General features: G+C 74.5%; 16 protein-coding genes. 15 read left to right on the forward strand and 1 reads right to left on the reverse strand.

Going from position 1 to position 16856, the window contains the following annotated elements; all coding sequences use genetic code 11:
* Window positions 1–139: 139 nt before the first annotated feature.
* From ACIRD8_RS03090 to ACIRD8_RS03105, 4 genes are all read left to right on the forward strand, one after another.
* Window positions 140–2941: an AAA family ATPase gene (locus ACIRD8_RS03090; protein ID WP_403985359.1), complete on the forward strand. Its 2802-nt coding sequence runs from the start codon at window positions 140–142 to the stop codon at window positions 2939–2941.
* Between the two features lie 125 nt (window positions 2942–3066).
* Window positions 3067–4413, forward strand: coding sequence for a PucR family transcriptional regulator (locus ACIRD8_RS03095; RefSeq protein ID WP_403985361.1), 1347 nt, complete (start codon window positions 3067–3069; stop codon window positions 4411–4413).
* A 140-nt stretch (window positions 4414–4553) separates the two neighbouring features.
* On the forward strand, window positions 4554–5471 hold the full coding sequence (locus ACIRD8_RS03100; protein ID WP_403985363.1) for an alpha/beta fold hydrolase: 918 nt from the start codon (window positions 4554–4556) through the stop codon (window positions 5469–5471).
* Window positions 5472–5642: 171 nt separating this feature from the next.
* Window positions 5643–7244: a cation acetate symporter gene (locus ACIRD8_RS03105; RefSeq protein ID WP_403985365.1), complete on the forward strand. Its 1602-nt coding sequence runs from the start codon at window positions 5643–5645 to the stop codon at window positions 7242–7244.
* 18 nt (window positions 7245–7262) lie between these two features.
* Here ACIRD8_RS03105 and ACIRD8_RS03110 read toward each other — a convergent pair whose 3' ends face one another.
* Window positions 7263–7895 carry a TIGR03085 family metal-binding protein gene (locus ACIRD8_RS03110; RefSeq protein WP_403985367.1) on the reverse strand — a complete coding sequence of 211 codons (633 nt, stop codon included), beginning with the start codon at window positions 7893–7895 and terminating at the stop codon, window positions 7263–7265.
* A gap of 85 nt (window positions 7896–7980) precedes the next feature.
* On the opposite strand from ACIRD8_RS03110, the gene hisI reads away from it, so the two are divergent.
* From hisI to lgt, 11 genes are all read left to right on the forward strand, one after another.
* A complete protein-coding gene (hisI, locus tag ACIRD8_RS03115; protein ID WP_393755530.1) occupies window positions 7981–8361 on the forward strand; it encodes a phosphoribosyl-AMP cyclohydrolase in 381 nt (126 codons plus the stop codon).
* 11 nt (window positions 8362–8372) lie between these two features.
* Window positions 8373–9887 (forward strand): anthranilate synthase component I, encoded by a 1515-nt coding sequence (locus tag ACIRD8_RS03120; RefSeq protein ID WP_403985370.1) that lies wholly within the window; start codon window positions 8373–8375, stop codon window positions 9885–9887.
* Window positions 9887–10546 carry a TIGR02234 family membrane protein gene (locus tag ACIRD8_RS03125; RefSeq protein ID WP_403985372.1) on the forward strand — a complete coding sequence of 220 codons (660 nt, stop codon included), beginning with the start codon at window positions 9887–9889 and terminating at the stop codon, window positions 10544–10546. The genes ACIRD8_RS03120 and ACIRD8_RS03125 overlap by 1 nt, the downstream gene beginning before the upstream one ends.
* Before the next feature lie 95 nt (window positions 10547–10641).
* Window positions 10642–10893 (forward strand): HGxxPAAW family protein, encoded by a 252-nt coding sequence (locus ACIRD8_RS03130; protein ID WP_403985374.1) that lies wholly within the window; start codon window positions 10642–10644, stop codon window positions 10891–10893.
* Window positions 10894–10996: 103 nt separating this feature from the next.
* Window positions 10997–11482 (forward strand): DUF2752 domain-containing protein, encoded by a 486-nt coding sequence (locus ACIRD8_RS03135; protein WP_403985376.1) that lies wholly within the window; start codon window positions 10997–10999, stop codon window positions 11480–11482.
* Window positions 11483–11595: 113 nt separating this feature from the next.
* Window positions 11596–12405: an indole-3-glycerol phosphate synthase TrpC gene (gene trpC, locus ACIRD8_RS03140; protein ID WP_099176197.1), complete on the forward strand. Its 810-nt coding sequence runs from the start codon at window positions 11596–11598 to the stop codon at window positions 12403–12405.
* An 8-nt stretch (window positions 12406–12413) separates the two neighbouring features.
* Complete coding sequence (gene trpM, locus ACIRD8_RS03145) at window positions 12414–12629, forward strand: tryptophan biosynthesis modulator TrpM (protein ID WP_403985378.1); 216 nt, start codon at window positions 12414–12416, stop codon at window positions 12627–12629.
* Window positions 12630–12767: 138 nt separating this feature from the next.
* Window positions 12768–14048, forward strand: coding sequence for a tryptophan synthase subunit beta (gene trpB, locus ACIRD8_RS03150; RefSeq protein WP_403985380.1), 1281 nt, complete (start codon window positions 12768–12770; stop codon window positions 14046–14048).
* Entirely contained in the window at window positions 14045–14857 is an 813-nt protein-coding gene (trpA, locus tag ACIRD8_RS03155; protein WP_403985382.1) for a tryptophan synthase subunit alpha, read from the forward strand. The genes trpB and trpA overlap by 4 nt, the downstream gene beginning before the upstream one ends.
* Window positions 14858–14932: 75 nt before the next feature.
* Window positions 14933–15748, forward strand: a complete 816-nt coding sequence (locus ACIRD8_RS03160) for a thioredoxin domain-containing protein (protein WP_403985384.1) — start codon at window positions 14933–14935, stop codon at window positions 15746–15748.
* Between the two features lie 108 nt (window positions 15749–15856).
* Window positions 15857–16825: a prolipoprotein diacylglyceryl transferase gene (gene lgt / locus ACIRD8_RS03165; protein ID WP_403985386.1), complete on the forward strand. Its 969-nt coding sequence runs from the start codon at window positions 15857–15859 to the stop codon at window positions 16823–16825.
* The last annotated feature ends 31 nt before the right edge of the window (window positions 16826–16856 follow it).

Here is a 16856-nt window from a genome sequence, read left to right on the forward strand (position 1 = left end):
TCTGCGGAACGGGCCGGGTCTGTGCCCCCGCACAGCACCGACGGCCTTCCGTTGGGAGCCCGCACCGCTCCGGGCCGGCCGGGAACAGGGAGCGGACGCGAGCCTTCCGACGCTGTTTACGCGGAAGTAACGTGAGAGCGTGACCCCATCGACGACCGTGCACAGTCCGCTCCGGCTGTACGGCCGCAGCGGTGAACTGGCCATCCTGGAAACCCTGTTGGGGCGGCTGCGGGCAGGGGGCGGCGGAGCGCTCGTGCTGACCTCGCCGCCCGGCCTCGGCCGCACCGCCCTGCTGCGGCAGGCCGCCGCCCACTACCTCGGACGGCACGGCGGCCCCGTCCTGTACGCCGCCGCGGCCCCCACCGAACAGCGTCTGCCCTACAGCGGGCTGCACGCCCTGCTCTGCTCCGCCCCCGGACCGCTGCCCGTCGCGCCCGACGCGATCCTGGGCTCCGGGATCACCCCGGGCGGGCTGCTCGGCCTGCTGCGGGGCCTGGGGGCCGAACAGCCCCTGCTGGTCTGCGTGGACGACGCGCACGCCTGGGATCCCGACTCCCGTGCGGCCCTCGGCTTCGCCGCCCGCAGACTCGGCGCGGGCAGCCGGGTCGCCGTGGTGATCGGGGCTGCCGACGAGACCGCCTTCGCCGGGCTGCCCGCACTGCGCCTCGGGCCGCTCGACGACGACGCGGCGACCGCGCTCCTGGACCGGCTCACCGACGGCACGGCCGAGGTCGACCCGGTCGTACGCAGCGAACTCCTGCGCGAGGCGGCGGGGAATCCGCGACTGCTGGCCGGACTTGCCGGCCGTCTCACCGCCGGCCAGCTGGCCGGGCGCACCGCGCTGCCGTACCCGCTCCCCGGGGCCGAGGGCGTCCTGGACGCCCACGCCGAGCACCTCGACGGGCTGGCGCCCGACACCCGCACCCTGCTCCTGCTGGCCGCCGCCGCGGAGGAGCACGAGCCGGACGGGGCCGGAGCCGACGCGGCCCTGCTGCTGCGGGCAGGCACCCGGGCGGGGCTGGCCACCGCCCACCTCGACCGGGTGCTCTTCGCGCCCGCCGGTACGGCCGGGGTGCTGCAACGCGCGGGGAGCCGCGTGCACTTCAGCCATCCGCTGCTGCGCCGCGCGGTCCTGCACCGGGCTCCTCCCGGCCGCCGCCGGGCCGTGCACGAGCTGCTCGCCGCGCTGCTCACCGGGCCCGGCCCGGCCCCGCTGGCCGCGCTCGTCCAGCGGGCCTGCGCCGCACCCGGACCGGACGCCGCCCTCGCCGCGCAGCTGGAGACGGCCGCCGCCGCCCCGCGCCCGCACGGCGAACGCCCGGCCGCGCTGGCCCGTGCCGCCGCGCTCTCCGCCGACGAGACCCTGCGCGCCGCACGGTTCACCGCCGCCGCCGAGCAGGCCCGGCTGGCCGGCGACACCGGCCGGGCCCGCGCCATGCTGGCCCGCGTCGGCCCCCACCCCGCCGGCGGCGCCGCGCCCTACGTGCGCGGCATGCTGGCCCTGCGCGACGGGCCCGCCGCCGACGCCCGCGAGGCACTGCTGACCGCAGCCGAGCTGCTCGCCCCGCACGACCCGCGCCGCACCCTGGACGCCCTGTTCGGCGCCGCGGAGGCGGCCTGGGACATGGGGGACGCCATCGCCTACCTGGACGCCATGAACCGCATCCCGGTCGCCGCGGCCGACCGCTCCATGGCCCAGTACCGCGCCGGGATGTGCGCCGTGCTCGCCGGGCACCCCGACCGGGGCCACGCCCTCCTGCGGTGCTGCCTCGACTCCGCCGACCGGGCCGAGGACGCGGCGGAGCTTCTGCGGGCAGGGGCCTCGGCCCTGGTGCTCGGCGAGGTCGACGCCGCCTGCCGGGCGGGGGCCCGCGCACTCGCCGTCGTACGCACCCGGGGGCCCGAGGCGCTGCTGCCGCACGCCCTGGAACAGCTCGCGTACGCCGAACTGCGCGCCGGGCAGCACGCCAGGGCCCGGGCCCACGCCCTGGAAGGGCTGCACGCGGCCCGCCGTACCGGGCAGCAGAACTCCGCCACCCATCTGCACGCCGTGCTCGCGCTCGCCGCCTCGGTGGAGGGCCCCGCAGAGGCGTGCGCCGCCCACGCCGACGCGGCGCTGGCCGGGGCGGGCCCGCACGGCCTCGCGCAGGCGGCCATGCTCGCCACCTGGGCGGTCGCCCGCGCGGACCTGGCGGCCGGGCGGCCGGGCGAGGCCGCGGCCCGGCTCGGCCCGCTGGTCAGGCCGGGCCCTGGGACGGGACACTTCGCCACCCGCATACTCGCCGTGCCCTGTTACGTCGAAGCGATGGTGCTCTGCGGCCGCGCGGACGAAGGGGCCGGTGAACTCGCGCGCGCCGTGGAGGAGTTCGCCCTGTGGACCGCCCGGACGACCGACCCCCAGGTCCCCGCCCAGCTGGCCCGCTGCCGTGCCCTGCTGGCACCGCCCGAGGAGGCCGCCGCCCGGTACGAGGAGGCGCTGGCCCACCACGACCGCGCGGGTGGCGACTTCGAGCGGGCCCGCACCCGGCTGCTCCAGGGCCAGTTGCTGCGCCGTCTGCGCCGTACGCGTGAGGCGCGCGGACCGCTGCGGGACGCGCTGGTCGCCTTCGAGCGCTGCTCCGCCCGCGTCTGGGCCGAGCGGGCGGGCGGGGAACTGCGGGCCGCCGGGGAGGCGGTGGACGCGCCGGACCGGAGCGGCCCCGGGCCGCTGGCCGTGCTCACGCCGCAGCAGCAGCGGATCGCCCGCTGCGTGGCGGAGGGTGCCACCAACCGTGAGGTGGCGGTGCGGCTCTCGGTGAGCCCCCGGACCGTCGACCACCACCTCCGCAACGTCTTCGCCGCGCTCGGGGTCCGCTCCAGGACCGAGCTCGCGCGGCTGCTGGACGGCGGGCGCGGGCCGGGGTTGCAGGACCGTGATGAGAAGAACCGCGCAGACCTCTAGGTACCGACCGGGCGGTATGCCATTCTGCGGTCGTCAGGACCGATGGTGTGCACCCGCCCATTTCCGGGCCGGGCGCACACCGGGCCGGGCCGTCCGCGGCCGGCCGATTCCCGGTGGAGGCCGCCATGCCACAGGTCGTACGTTCACGGATCAGGGCACTGCACGGACCGCCCTCCGCGGCACCGCTGCCGCACCGAGCCCGCTCCCTGGCCGACCGGGAGGCCGTGGCCGTGCTCCACCGGGCGGCCCGGGTGCTGCTGGAGGCGCTGCCGGAGCTCACGGACCGGCTGGTCGAGGCGCTGCGCGAGCAGGAGCCCGCCTACCGCGCCGCGATGGAGACCGAACCCGCCGAGATCTGGCAGGAGGTCCACCACTCGCTGCGGCACAACGTCGCCTCCCTCATCCAGCCCCGGGAGTTCCGGGAGGCCGCCCACCGCACCTCCCGCTGGATCGGCGAGACCCGCGCCGAACAGGGCGTACCGCTCGACGCGGTCATGCACGCCTTCCGGATGGGCGGGGCGATGGTCTGGCAGGACCTGGTCGACGACACGGCCCGGCGCCACCCCGAGGACACCCGGCTCCTCGTCCATGTCGCCGCGGACGTCTGGAACTTCGTCGACGAGCACTGCGCCGTGGTGGCCGAGGCGTACCGGCAGGCCGAGCGGAGGCTCTCCTGGCGCCGCGAGAACCGGCAGCGGCTGATGACCGCCGCCCTGCTGGACGGCACCGCCCGGATCGCGGACCTGCCCGACGCCGCCGCGATGCTGGGCCTCCCGGTGCAGGGCCGGTACGCCGTACTGGCCGTCGCCGGCGCCCGCCGCGCCCCGCACGGCACCGGGCGCCCACCGCTGGACCTGGGCGAGGGGACGCCCGCCCTCTGGCACTCGGCGGGGGAGGTGGAGCTGGCGATCCTGCCGCTGGGGACGGCCCCGGCGGCGGCCGAGCCGGAGCCTCGCCCCGAAGGCGACACCGACTCCGCGCCCGCCCCCTCCGCCGCATCGGACGGTGAACTCACCGCGCTCACCGACGGCCTGACGGTCCCTGTGGGCACCCGCGTCGGGATCAGCTCCGTGGTCGAGGGGCTCGCCTCCGTCGGTGACGCACGGCGCCTCGCCGAGACGGCGCTGCGCGCCTGCCCGGCGTCCGGCGGCACCGTCCTGCTCGACGAGCACCTGCCCGCCGCGCTCGTCGTCTCCTCGCCCGGCCTCGGGACGGCCCTCGCCGACCGGGTCCTCGGACCGCTGGACCGGCTCGACCCGGCGGACCGGGACGTGCTCATCGAGACGCTGACCGCGTGGCTCGACTCGGACGGCTCGGCGCAGCGGGCGGGGGCGAAGCTGTACTGCCACCGCAACACCGTGCTCAACCGGCTGCGTCGGTTCGAACAGCTGACGGGGCGCTGTCTGACGCGGCCGTCGGACGCGGTCGAGGTGTCGCTGGCGCTCGCGGCACGCCGGCTGCTGGCGGGCTGATCCCCGGCGCCCAACCGCCTTACGGGGCACGGAGATCTCTCTCGGGAAGGCGCGCGGAAAGGCGAAGTAAGGGTAACCTGACTCCACCTCTCCGGCGGCCCGAGGGCGGCGGGGCCCGATGACACGAGGAGGCGGACCTCATGTCCGCTACGGCCGGCACCGCTCGCCACGTCCAGGGGGACGCGGAGTGGGTGACCACACGCGACGGGCGCACGCTGCACGCCATGGTGCTCCCCGGACCCGGTGGCGCCGGGGAAGGCGCCCCCACCGTCGTCTTCGAAGCCGGTGCGGCGGCCACCCGCTCCTCCTGGGCGCTGGTGCAGCCCGCTGTGGGCGGCTGGGCGCGTGCGGTCGTCTACGACCGCGCCGGACTCGGCCTCAGCCCCGCCGACCCCGGCTCCCGGACGCTGCACCGCATGGCGGACGACCTGGAGGACCTGCTCGACCACTTCGGGCCAGGACCGTTCGTCCTCGTCGGGCACAGCGCGGGCGGGCCGCTCGTACGCCTCGCCGCGTCCCGGCGCCGCGACCGGATCCGCGGCCTGGTCCTCGTCGACCCCACCGACGAGGGCGCCGAGCTGCTGTTCCGCGCCCCGTTCCGCCGGGCGGAGCGCGTCGTCATCGCGGTCAACCTGCTGCTGGCCCGCCTCGGGCTGCTCGGCCGTCTGTACCGCTCGGTCGCCGTGCCGCTGCCCGAGGACGCACGCAAGGACATGGCGCGCGACGGGTTCACCGCCGGTGTGGTGCGGACCCACCGCGCCCAGGCCCGTACGTATCTCGACGAGCTCGCCGCCTTCCGCCGCACCCCGCCCGACCTGACCGGCATCCCCGTCACCGTCATCTCCGGCGGGCTCACCGGGAACGGCATGAACCAGGCGGTCCGCCGGGCCGCCAACGAGGCGCACGCCCGCTCGGCCGCCGCCGCTTCACCCGGCAGGCACGTGATCGCCGGCCGGTCCGGCCACTACGTCACCGTCACCGAACCGGACGTGATCGCCGAGGAGATCAGGCTGCTCGCCGCCGGACACACGGGCACCGAGGACGCGCCCACCCCCTGACCGCGGGCACCTGACCGAAGGGCCTTGTGCCCGCGCACAGTTCTGCGCCGGGCGGGCTGTACCCGCGCCGCGCCCCGCCCCGGCCCCCTGTGCCGCACCCGCCGCGGCTGGTGCCATGACGCGCATGTCCTCAGCTGCCCCTTGCAGAGCCGTACCGGCGGAGCGAACCCGGTGAGCGGCGCGATCGACGCCCGGTCCCTCGCCGTGGTCATCTTCCTCGGATTCGTCGCCGTGTCCCTGCTGCTGTGCGGCCTCGCCGCGGCCGACCAGGACGATCCGGAGCACTTCTACGCGGGCGGCGCCACCCTCGGCCCGGTCGCCGCCGGACTGGCCATCGCCGGGGACTACGTCTCCGCCGCCACCCTGCTCTCCACCACCGGATCCGTCGCGCTCGCCGGATTCGACGGCCTCCTGTTCGCCCTGGCCACGGTCGCCTCGCTGGTCCTGGTCATGCGCCTCTTCGCCGAACGCCTGCGCCGCAAAGGCGTGTTCACCATGGGCGACTTCCTCGCGGACCGGCTCGGCGACGGATCCGTACGCCGTGCGCTGGGTGTGGCCACCCTCGTCGTGCTGGCCCCGCTGCTCCTCGTACAGCTCACCACCGCCGGGCGTGTCATGACCGCCATGTTCGGGCTGCCCGACGGCGCCCTCACCGGCTGCACCGTCGCCAGCGGCGCGCTGATGGTCTGCTACTCGGCGTTCGGCGGGATGCGGGGCACCGGCTACATCCAGATCCTCAAGGTCGCCGTCGTCCTCGGAGCCGTCACCCTGCTCGCGGGACTCGTCCTCGCGCGCTTCGACTGGTCCCCGTTCGCCCTCTTCGACGCCGCGCAGGCGGGCAGCAAGGCGGGCGGCGACTACGCCCGCCCCGGGCTGCAGTTCGGCCACGGACTCACGGGCGGGCTCGACCTGATCGGCTTCCAGGCCACCCTCGTGCTCGGCGCCGCCTGCATGCCGCACATCATGATGCGGCTCCACCCCGTCCGCGACGCCTGGACCGCCCGCCGCGCCGGCGTCTGGGCCGTGAGCCCCGTCGCCCTGCTGTGCGTCGGCATCGTCGTCGTCGGCCTCGGCGCCTCCGCGCTGGTGGGCCGGGACCTGCTGTACGCCGCCGACCCGGCCGGCGGCACCTCCCTGCTGATGGTGACCAGCGCCCTCGACCCCGGTGCGGCAGGCCCACGGGACAGCCCGCTGTTCGCACTCGTGGCCTGCGCCGCGTTCGCCACCACGCTGGCCGCGGTCGCCGGGATCACCCTGGCCGCCGCCTCGTCCCTGGCCCGCGACTTCACGGTGAAGTCGGGCGCGCAGGGCGAGGGCAAGGCCTCCAGCAGGGAGATCCGGCGCGCCCGCTGGGCCGTCGTGGGCATCGGGGCGCTCGCCGTCCTCCTCTCGGCGTACACCCACGACCGCAACCCCCAGGTGCTGCTCTCCCTGTCGTTCGCGGCGGCCGCCTCGGTCCTGCCGCCCGTCCTGCTGTACGCCCTGTTCCGGCCGGGCTTCGACGCCCGCGGGGTGCGGTGGACCGTCTACGGGACGCTCCCGCTGATCGGGACCCTGATGGTCCTGTCACCGGCGTTCTCCGGCACGCCCACCGCGCTCTTCCCCGAGTGGGACTTCGCCGTCTTCCCGCTCCAGACCCCGGGCCTGGTCACGATCCCGGCGGGGTTCCTCCTCGGGCTGCTGGGATCGGGACAGGGCCCGGCGGCCGCACCGGACGACCGGCACCGCCACCGGACCCGCCGGACACCGGGACGCGCCCGCAGCACCACCTGAGCGGGCCCGTCGCCCGGACTACAGCCCCAGCTCGGCGGTGTGCAGCCGGGCCAGCGCGTCCTTGTCGCCGTCCAGCTCCACCCGCGCCGCGTCCTGCCGCCCCGCGGCGAACAGCAGCAGCTCACCCGGCTCCCCGGTGACCGTCACCACCGGGGTGCCCTTGTGGGCCACCGCCGTCTGGCCGTCCGGGCGCCGCAGCACCAGACCCACCGGGGCCCGGCGGCCCAGCATCCGGGCCGTCTTCTCGGTGCGCGCCCACAGCACATCGGCGAAGACCGGATCGAGGTCCCGCTGCGACCAGTCGGGCTGGGCCCGGCGCACATCCTCCGCGTGGATGTAGAACTCGACGGTGTTGGCCGCCTCGTCCAGCTGCTTCAGGCCGAAGGGCGACATCCGGGGCGGCCCCGTACGGATGAGCTGGATCAGCTCCTCGTACGGCTTGGCGGCGAACTCGGCCTGGACCCGCTCCAGCCGGTTCTTCAGGGCGCCCACCAGAATCCCGCCCGCGGCGTCCGCACGGCGTTCCCGCACCACGACATGGGCGGCCAGGTCACGGGTCTTCCAGCCGTTGCACAGGGTCTGGGCCTCGGGACCCGCCGCTTCCAACAGGTCGGCGAGCAGAAGACGTTCACGCTTCGCATGGGTCGACATGCCCGCCAGCGTACGACCGCCGCCCGTGGTCCGCCCAGTGGACGCACGGCCGGACGGCCCCGCCCGGCGCGGCACAATGGGGCCCATGACCAGCACGCCCGGCTCCACGCCCGCCAGCAATCTCGACCCGGCCGTCGCCGCCCGACTCAAGCGCGGCCCCGACGGACTCTTCCCGGCCATCGCCCAGCAGTACGACACGGGCGAGGTGCTGATGCTCGGCTGGATGGACGACGAGGCGCTGCACCGCACCCTCACCACGGGCCGCTGCACCTACTGGTCCCGCAGCCGCCAGGAGTACTGGGTCAAGGGGGACACCTCCGGCCACACCCAGCAGGTCAGGTCCGTCGCGCTGGACTGCGACGCCGACACCGTCCTGGTGAAGGTCGACCAGACGGGTGCCGCCTGCCACACCGGCGCCCGCACCTGCTTCGACAAGGACGTCCTCCCGCTCACCGCGCCCCGATAAGGTCAGCCGCCATGGATCTCGAGACGTTCCGCAAGCTCGCCGTCGACCGCCGTGTCATCCCCGTCAGCCGCCGGCTCCTCGCGGACGGCGACACCCCGGTCGGGCTCTACCGCAAGCTCGCCGCCGAACGCACCGGCACCTTCCTCCTCGAATCCGCGGAGAACGGCCGCACCTGGTCCCGCTACTCGTTCATCGGGGTACGCAGCGCCGCCACCCTGACCTCCCGCGACGGGCAGGCCCACTGGCTCGGCACCCCGCCCGTCGGCGTCCCCGTCGAGGGCGACCCGCTGCAGGCGCTCCGCGCCACCGTCGAGACCCTGCACACCCCCCGCGACCTGGTCGGCGACGGCGACGACGGCCTCCCGCCGTTCACCGGCGGCATGGTCGGCTACCTCGGCTACGACGTCGTACGCCGGCTGGAGCGGATCACCGAGCACGGCGTCGACGACCTGGAGCTCCCCGAGCTCACCATGCTGCTCACCTCGGACCTCGCCGTGCTCGACCACGGGAACGGCACCGTCCTGCTGATCGCCAACGCGATCAATCACAACGACCTGGACACCGGCGTCGACGAGGCCCACCAGGACGCCGTCGCCCGGCTCGACGCCATGGAGCGGGACCTCTCCCGGCCCGTGGAGAACGCCCCCGCGGCGCTGCCGCCCTCCGAGCTCCCGCCCTACACCGCGCTCTGGGGCGGCCAGGCGTTCATGGACGCCGTCGAGGACGTCAAGGAGCGCATCAGGGCCGGTGAGGCCTTCCAGGTCGTGCCCTCCCAGCGCTTCGAGACGCCCTGCACGGCGAGCGCGCTGGACGTCTACCGGGTGCTGCGCGCCACCAACCCGTCGCCGTACATGTACCTCTTCCGCTTCGACGGCTTCGACGTCGTCGGCTCCAGCCCCGAGGCGCTCGTCAAGGTCGAGGACGGCCGGGCGATGGTCCACCCCATCGCCGGGACCAGGCACCGCGGCGCCACCCCGCAGGAGGACCAGGCGCTCGCCGACGAGCTCCTCGCCGACCCCAAGGAACGCGCCGAGCACCTGATGCTCGTCGACCTGGGCCGCAACGACCTGGGACGGGTCTGCGAGCCGGGCAGCGTCGAGGTCGTCGACTTCATGTCCGTCGAGCGGTACTCGCACGTGATGCACATCGTCTCCACCGTCACCGGCCGCGTCGCCGAGGGCCGTACCGCCTTCGACGTCCTCACCGCGTGCTTCCCCGCGGGCACCCTCTCCGGCGCACCCAAGCCCCGCGCCCTGCAGATCATCGAGGAGCTCGAACCCAGCCGCCGGGGCCTGTACGGCGGCTGCGTCGGCTACCTCGACTTCGCCGGGGACTCCGACACCGCCATCGCCATCCGGACCGCCCTGCTCCGCGACGGCACCGCGTACGTCCAGGCCGGCGCGGGCATCGTCGCGGACTCCGACCCGGTCGCCGAGGACATGGAGTGCCGCAACAAGGCCGCCGCGGTCCTGCGGGCCGTGCATACGGCGAACCGGCTCCCGCCGGTCCGATCCGGTAGGGGATAGTGGAGTACGTGAGTGCTGTCCCCGTACCCCAGCCCCGTGCCCGAGCCGCCTCCGCGCCCGACAGCGCGGGAAGCCGCCGGAGCCTGGCCGCCGGCCTGCTCCTCGGAGCGGCCGGCGCCACCGTCGTCCTCCTCGCCTCCGGGCAGACCTGGGCCGAGGGCGAGGCGGTCGTCGGCGGCGGCACCCTGCCGCTCAGCGCCGACGGCCAGGACGTCACGGGCCTCCCGGCGGCCCTGGCCGTCGTCGGCCTGGCCGCCCTCGTCGCCGTCTTCGCCGTACGCGGCGCCGGCCGGCTCGTCGTCGCCGTACTGCTGGCCCTCAGCGGCCTCGGCGCGGGCCTGAGCGCCTACGCCGGTGCCTCGGACAGCGCGGCCCTGGACGAGCAGGCCGCGCAGACCACCGGCAACACCTCGGCCACCGTCGACGCCCTCAGCCACACCGCGTGGCCCTACGTCACCGCGGTCGGCGGACTGCTGCTCCTGCTCGCCGGACTGCTCGCCGTGCGCTACGGCAGCCGCTGGCCCGCCATGTCGGGACGGTACGAGCGCGACGGCACCCCCCGCCCCCGCAAGGCCGCTCGCACCGCCCCGGACCCCGACCGGCCCGAGGAACTGTGGAAGGCCCTGGACCGCGGCGAGGACCCGACGCGCGAGGCCTGACCCCCCAGCCTCACGTCCCCCGGCACGTACGGGACAATGGCGGAGAGCTTTCCCAGCAGCGATACCTTCAGCGCAACACCAACTAGGAGCAACTCATGGCGGGCAGCAGCCACGGACACACCCCGGCCGCCTGGACCGGTGTCATCATCTCGTTCATCGGCTTCTGCATCGCGGGCCTCTTCATGGTCGCGGCGAACACGCTCGGCTTCTGGGCCGGTATCGGCGTGACCCTCCTCGGCGGGGTCGTCGGTCTCGCCATGAAGATGGCCGGCCTCGGCATGCCGAAGGAGTCCGACGAGATGGCGGCCGCCAGGGCCCGCGCCTCCCAGGCCCAGATCACGGCCTGAACAGGCTCCCAGGGGCCCCGGCAGGTGCCTGGGCCAGGGACACGACGCGAGGCGCAGCCCGGACCGGGCTGCGCCTTTCCTCATGAGCGGGGACAATCGGCGCGTGGACGCCTCCCCCTCTCCCGCAGCCGCCGCCCCGGACCCGGCCCCCGTACCCGCGCCCGGCCCGGCGCGGCCCGCCCCCGCACCGGTCTCCCGGCTCCGCCGGCTCGCGACGCCCGTCGGCGCCATGGCCGCCGTCGTCGGCGCCTTCGGCTACGTCGCCACGGTCGACCCCAACGAGCCGGGCCACTACCCGGTCTGCCCCATGCTCCGGCTCACCGGGGTGCTCTGCCCCGGCTGCGGGGGGCTGCGCAGCGCCCACGCCTTCGCCCACGGTGACCTGGCCGCGGCGCTCGGCGCCAACGCCCTGGCCGTCGTCGGCTACGCCGTCTTCGCCGCGGTCTGGCTGCTCTGGACGGTACGCGCGAGCCGCGGCCGCCCCCTGCGGATCGGCCTCGCTCCCCGCTACTGGTGGGGCATCGGCGCGGTGCTGCTGGTGTTCACCGTCATCAGGAACCTGCCCTTCGGCTCGGCGCTGGCCCCGTGAATGACCAGGTAGTGGGACGTGAGGACGCCGGATGCGGGCCCTGAGCCATCCTGCGGATACCATCGAGATGGCTGATCCTGTACCTATCACCGCTTCGGAAGGGGGCCGCTCGCGTGAGTGTGCTCGACGAGATCATTGACGGCGTCCGCGCCGACCTCGCGGAGCGGCAGGCGCGTGTCAGCCTCGACGAGCTGAAGGAACGCGCCGCGCGCGCTCCCCAGGCCAAGGACGGAGTCGCCGCCCTGCGCGGCGAGGGCGTGACCGTCATCTGCGAGGTCAAGCGCTCCAGCCCCTCCAAGGGGGCCCTGGCCGCCATCGCCGACCCGGCCGCGCTCGCCGCGGACTACGAGGCCGGCGGGGCGTCCGTCATCTCGGTGCTGACCGAGGAGCGCCGCTTCGGCGGCTCGCTCGCCGACCTGGAGGCCGTCCGCGCCAAGGTCGACATCCCGGTCCTGCGCAAGGACTTCATCGTCACCTCCTACCAGCTGTGGGAGGCACGGGCCTACGGCGCCGACCTCGCACTGCTCATCGTCGCCGCCCTCGACCAGGAGGCCCTCGTCTCGCTGATCGAGCGCGCCGAGTCGATCGGTCTGACGCCGCTCGTCGAGGCCCACGACGAGGAGGAGGCGGAGCGCGCCGTGGACGCCGGGGCGAAGATCATCGGTGTCAACGCGCGCAACCTGAAGGACCTCAAGGTCGACCGCTCCACCTTCGAGCGCGTCGCCCCCGAGATCCCCGACCACATCGTCAAGGTCGCCGAGTCCGGCGTCCGCGGCCCGCACGACCTCATCGCGTACGCCAACGCCGGCGCCGACGCGGTGCTGGTGGGCGAGTCCCTGGTCACCGGCCGCGCCCCCCGGGCCGCCGTCGCCGACCTGGTCGCCGCCGGCGCCCACCCCGCGCTCCGGCACGGACGGGGCTGACCCCACCCGTGACCGCCGACCGTCCCACCGCCCGCATCCGGCCGGGCCTTCGCCCCGCCGGGGCGCAGGCCCGGGACCCGCACGCGCCGCTGGCGCGCGGCTGCCGCCCCCGCGGCTGCCGCGCCCCCGCCCGGCGTGTGCACGGCCGGCGCGTGCGGTACGTCATCGGCGACGAGCCGGGACAGGTCAACGGCATGCGATGGCGCACGGGGTCCGCGCCGTAGCGAGCCCCGGCCGTCGCCCGCCTCCTCCGTACAGGCGGCTCCGCACGTCCTCACGCACCGACCGCCCACCGGTCGGCGCGGCGCTCCGCCATGGCGCATACGGTGACATCACCCGTTGCGATTCGAGGAGCACGTCGCATGTCGTCCGACTTCTTCATTCCGGACCCCGAGGGTCTGATCCCCAGCGCCGAGGGCTATTTCGGCGCGTTCGGTGGCAAGTTCATCCCGGAGGCGCTGGTCGCCGCCGTGGACGAGGTCGCCGTCGAGTACGACAAGGCCAAGGCCGACCCGGCCTTCGCCGCCGAGCTCAACGCGCTCATGGTGGACTACACCGGCCGGCCCAGCGCCCTGACCGAGGTCTCGCGCTTCGCCGAGCACGCCGGGGGCGCCCGCGTCTTCCTCAAGCGCGAGGACCTCAACCACACCGGCTCGCACAAGATCAACAATGTGCTCGGCCAGGCCCTGCTCACCAAGCGCATGGGCAAGACCCGAGTCATCGCGGAGACCGGGGCGGGTCAGCACGGCGTCGCCACCGCGACCGCCTGCGCGCTCTTCGGGCTCGAGTGCACCATCTACATGGGTGAGATCGACACCGAGCGGCAGGCGCTGAACGTGGCGCGGATGCGGATGCTCGGCGCCGAGGTCGTCGCCGTGAAGTCCGGCTCCAGGACCCTCAAGGACGCCATCAACGAGGCGTTCCGCGACTGGGTCGCCAACGTGGACCGCACCCACTACCTCTTCGGCACGGTCGCCGGGCCGCACCCCTTCCCGGCGATGGTCCGCGACTTCCACCGGGTGATCGGCGTCGAGGCCCGCCGCCAGATCCTGGAACGCACCGGCCGGCTGCCGGACGCCGCGGTCGCCTGCGTCGGCGGCGGCTCCAACGCCATCGGCCTCTTCCACGCCTTCATCGGCGACCAGGACGTCCGGCTGATCGGCTGCGAGCCCGCCGGCCACGGCGTGGAGACCGGCGAGCACGCGGCGACCCTGACCGCGGGCGAGCCCGGGATCCTGCACGGCTCACGCAGCTACGTCCTCCAGGACGAGGAGGGCCAGATCACCGAGCCCTACTCGATCTCGGCCGGGCTCGACTACCCGGGCATCGGCCCGGAGCACGCCTACCTCAAGGACATCGGCCGCGGCGAGTACCGCGCCGTCACCGACGACGCCGCCATGCAGGCGCTGCGCCTCCTCTCCCGCACCGAGGGCATCATCCCGGCCATCGAGAGCGCGCACGCGCTGGCCGGGGCCCTGGATGTCGGGCGGGAGCTCGGCGAGGACGGGCTGATCCTGATCAACCTGTCCGGCCGCGGCGACAAGGACATGGACACGGCGGCGCGGTACTTCGGGCTGTACGACGGTGCCGACGCCGTCGTCGAGGCCGATGTGGCCGACGGAGAGGAAGAGGTCACCAAGTGAGCGGCAACCGAGAGCTTCTCGAAGCGACGCTGGCCCGGACCGCGTCCGAGGACCGCGCGGCGCTCATCGCCTACCTCCCCGGCGGCTTCCCGACCGTCGACGGCGGGATCGCGGCCGTCAAGGCGGCCGTCGCGGGCGGCGCCGACGTCATCGAGGTGGGGCTCCCGCACAGCGACCCGGTGCTCGACGGGCCGGTCATCCAGACCGCCGACGACATCGCGCTGCGCGGCGGGCTGAAGATCGCCGACATCATGCGTACGGTCCGCGAGGCGCACGAGGCGACGGGCGCCCCGATCCTCGTCATGACGTACTGGAACCCGATCGACCGGTACGGCGTGGAGCGCTTCACCGCCGAGCTCGCCGAGGCGGGCGGCGCCGGGTGCATCCTGCCCGACCTGCCGGTCCAGGAGTCCGGACAGTGGAGGGAGCACGCCGAGAAGCACGGTCTCGCCACCGTCTTCGTCGTCGCCCCGAGCAGCAAGGACGAGCGCCTCGCCACCATCACGGCGGCAGGCTCCGGATTCGTGTACGCCTCCTCACTGATGGGCGTCACCGGCACCCGCGAATCGGTCGGGGAGCAGGCCCAGGACCTCGTGCGGCGCACCCGCGCCACCACGGACCTGCCGGTCTGCGTGGGCATCGGCGTCTCCACCGCCGAGCACGCCCGGCAGGTCGCCGGCTTCGCCGACGGGGTGATCGTCGGCTCGGCCTTCGTCAAGCGCATGCTGGACGCCCCGGACGAGGCCGCCGGTCTCGCCGCCGTCCAGGCGCTGGCGGGCGAACTGGCCGAAGGCGTTCGAAAGCGCTGACAGCCGGGGTCATCCGTACGGGTGGACCTGGGACCGGGGAGGCGCTCACGTGCCTCCCCGGTTCGTTTGCGCCATGTGAGCGAGAAGAACCAGGACAGCAGAAGAGCCGCGCGTGACCGGCTCACCCAGCAGCGTGAGCAGGACCGGGCCCGGGACCGGCGCCGCCGCACGCTGATCGTCTCGACCGCCGTGGTGGGGGTGCTGGCGCTGGCAGCCGTGATCGGGGTGATCGCCGCCAACGCCGGGAAGAACGACGAGGACAGCGAGGCCGGGCCCGCCGTCACCCCGTCCGGGGCGATGGGGAAGGACGGTCTCGCCCTCGTCGTCGGCGCCGACGACGCGCCGTCCACGCTCACGATCTGGGAGGACTTCCGCTGCCCGGTCTGCGCCCAGTTCGAGAAGGCCTTCCGTGACACGTTCACGGAGCTCACCGACAGCGGTCAGCTCAAGGTGGAGTACCACCTGGCGACGATCATCGACGGCAACCTCGGCGGCAGCGGTTCGCTGCGCGCGGCCAACGCGGCCGCCTGCGCCCAGGACGTCGGCAAGTTCGCCCCGTACCACGACGTCCTCTACCGCAACCAGCCCGCGGAGACCGACGACGCCTTCGGGAAGAACAGCAGGCTGATCGAGCTGGCCGGCCAGGTGGACGGACTGGACACGCCCGCCTTCCGCAGCTGCGTGGAGGACGGCACGCACGACAGTTGGGTCGAGAAGTCGAACAAGGCGTTCGCCGCGGGCGGGTTCGAGGGCACGCCCACCGCGCTGCTCAACGGTGAGTCGATCTTCCCGAAGAAGGGGGACGAGCAGATCTCCGTCGCCAACATCAAGAAGTGGGTCGCCGAGGCGAACAAGGGCAAGAAGCCGGGCACCGTCGGCGCCACCCCCTGAGGCCCGCCGCAGGGCGCTCCGGCGGGTACTCCGCCGGGGCCCCGTTACCCAGAAGTTGCCGGACGGCTTGCCGTACGTCCCGTCAGGCAAGGTAGCGTCGACCCCGTCATGAACCTTGCCTTCATTCCCAGCCCGTCGACCGGCGTGATCGAGCTCGGCCCGATCCCGCTCCGCGGCTACGCGTTCTGCATCATCATCGGTGTCTTCGTCGCCGTCTGGCTCGGCAACAAGCGCTGGATCGCCAGGGGCGGCAGAGCCGGCACCGTCGCCGACATCGCCGTCTGGGCCGTGCCCTTCGGCCTGGTCGGCGGCAGGCTCTACCACGTCATCACCGACTACCAGCTGTACTTCAGCGACGGTCAGGACTGGGTGGACGCCTTCAAGATCTGGGAGGGCGGCCTCGGCATCTGGGGCGCGATCGCCCTCGGCGCCGTCGGCGCCTGGATCGGCTGCCGCCGCCGCGGGATCCCGCTCCCCGCCTGGGCCGACGCGCTGGCCCCCGGCATCGCCGTCGCCCAGGCCATCGGCCGCTGGGGCAACTGGTTCAACCAGGAGCTGTACGGCAAGCCGACGGACGTGCCCTGGGCGCTGAAGATCAGCGAGGGCACCAACCGGGTCGCGGGCACCTACCACCCGACGTTCCTGTACGAGTCCCTGTGGTGCATCGGCGTCGCGCTCCTGGTCATCTGGGCGGACCGCCGCTTCAAGCTCGGACACGGCCGGGCCTTCGCGCTGTACGTCGCGGCGTACTGCGCGGGCCGCGGCTGGATCGAGTACATGCGCGTCGACGAGGCGCACCACGTGCTGGGCCTCCGGCTCAACGTGTGGACCGCGATCATCGTGTTCGTGCTCGCCGTGACGTACATCGTGATCTCGGCGAAGGTACGCCCCGGGCGCGAGGAGATCGTCGAGCCCGCCCCGGTGGACCTGGCCAAGGACGGCGAGAAGACCGCCGACGACGCCGACCCCGCGGAAGAGACCGCCTCCGAGGCGGCCGGTGAGCCCGAGGCGGCCGGTGACCCCGAGGCGCAGGCGCCCGAGGGGGACGAGGCCCCGCAGAAGGCCGACCGGAGCTGACGCTCCCCGCACACGCGGAGAAGGGGCCGCC

The organism is Streptomyces sp. NPDC102451, assembly GCF_044765485.1.
Taxonomy (GTDB): domain Bacteria; phylum Actinomycetota; class Actinomycetes; order Streptomycetales; family Streptomycetaceae; genus Streptomyces.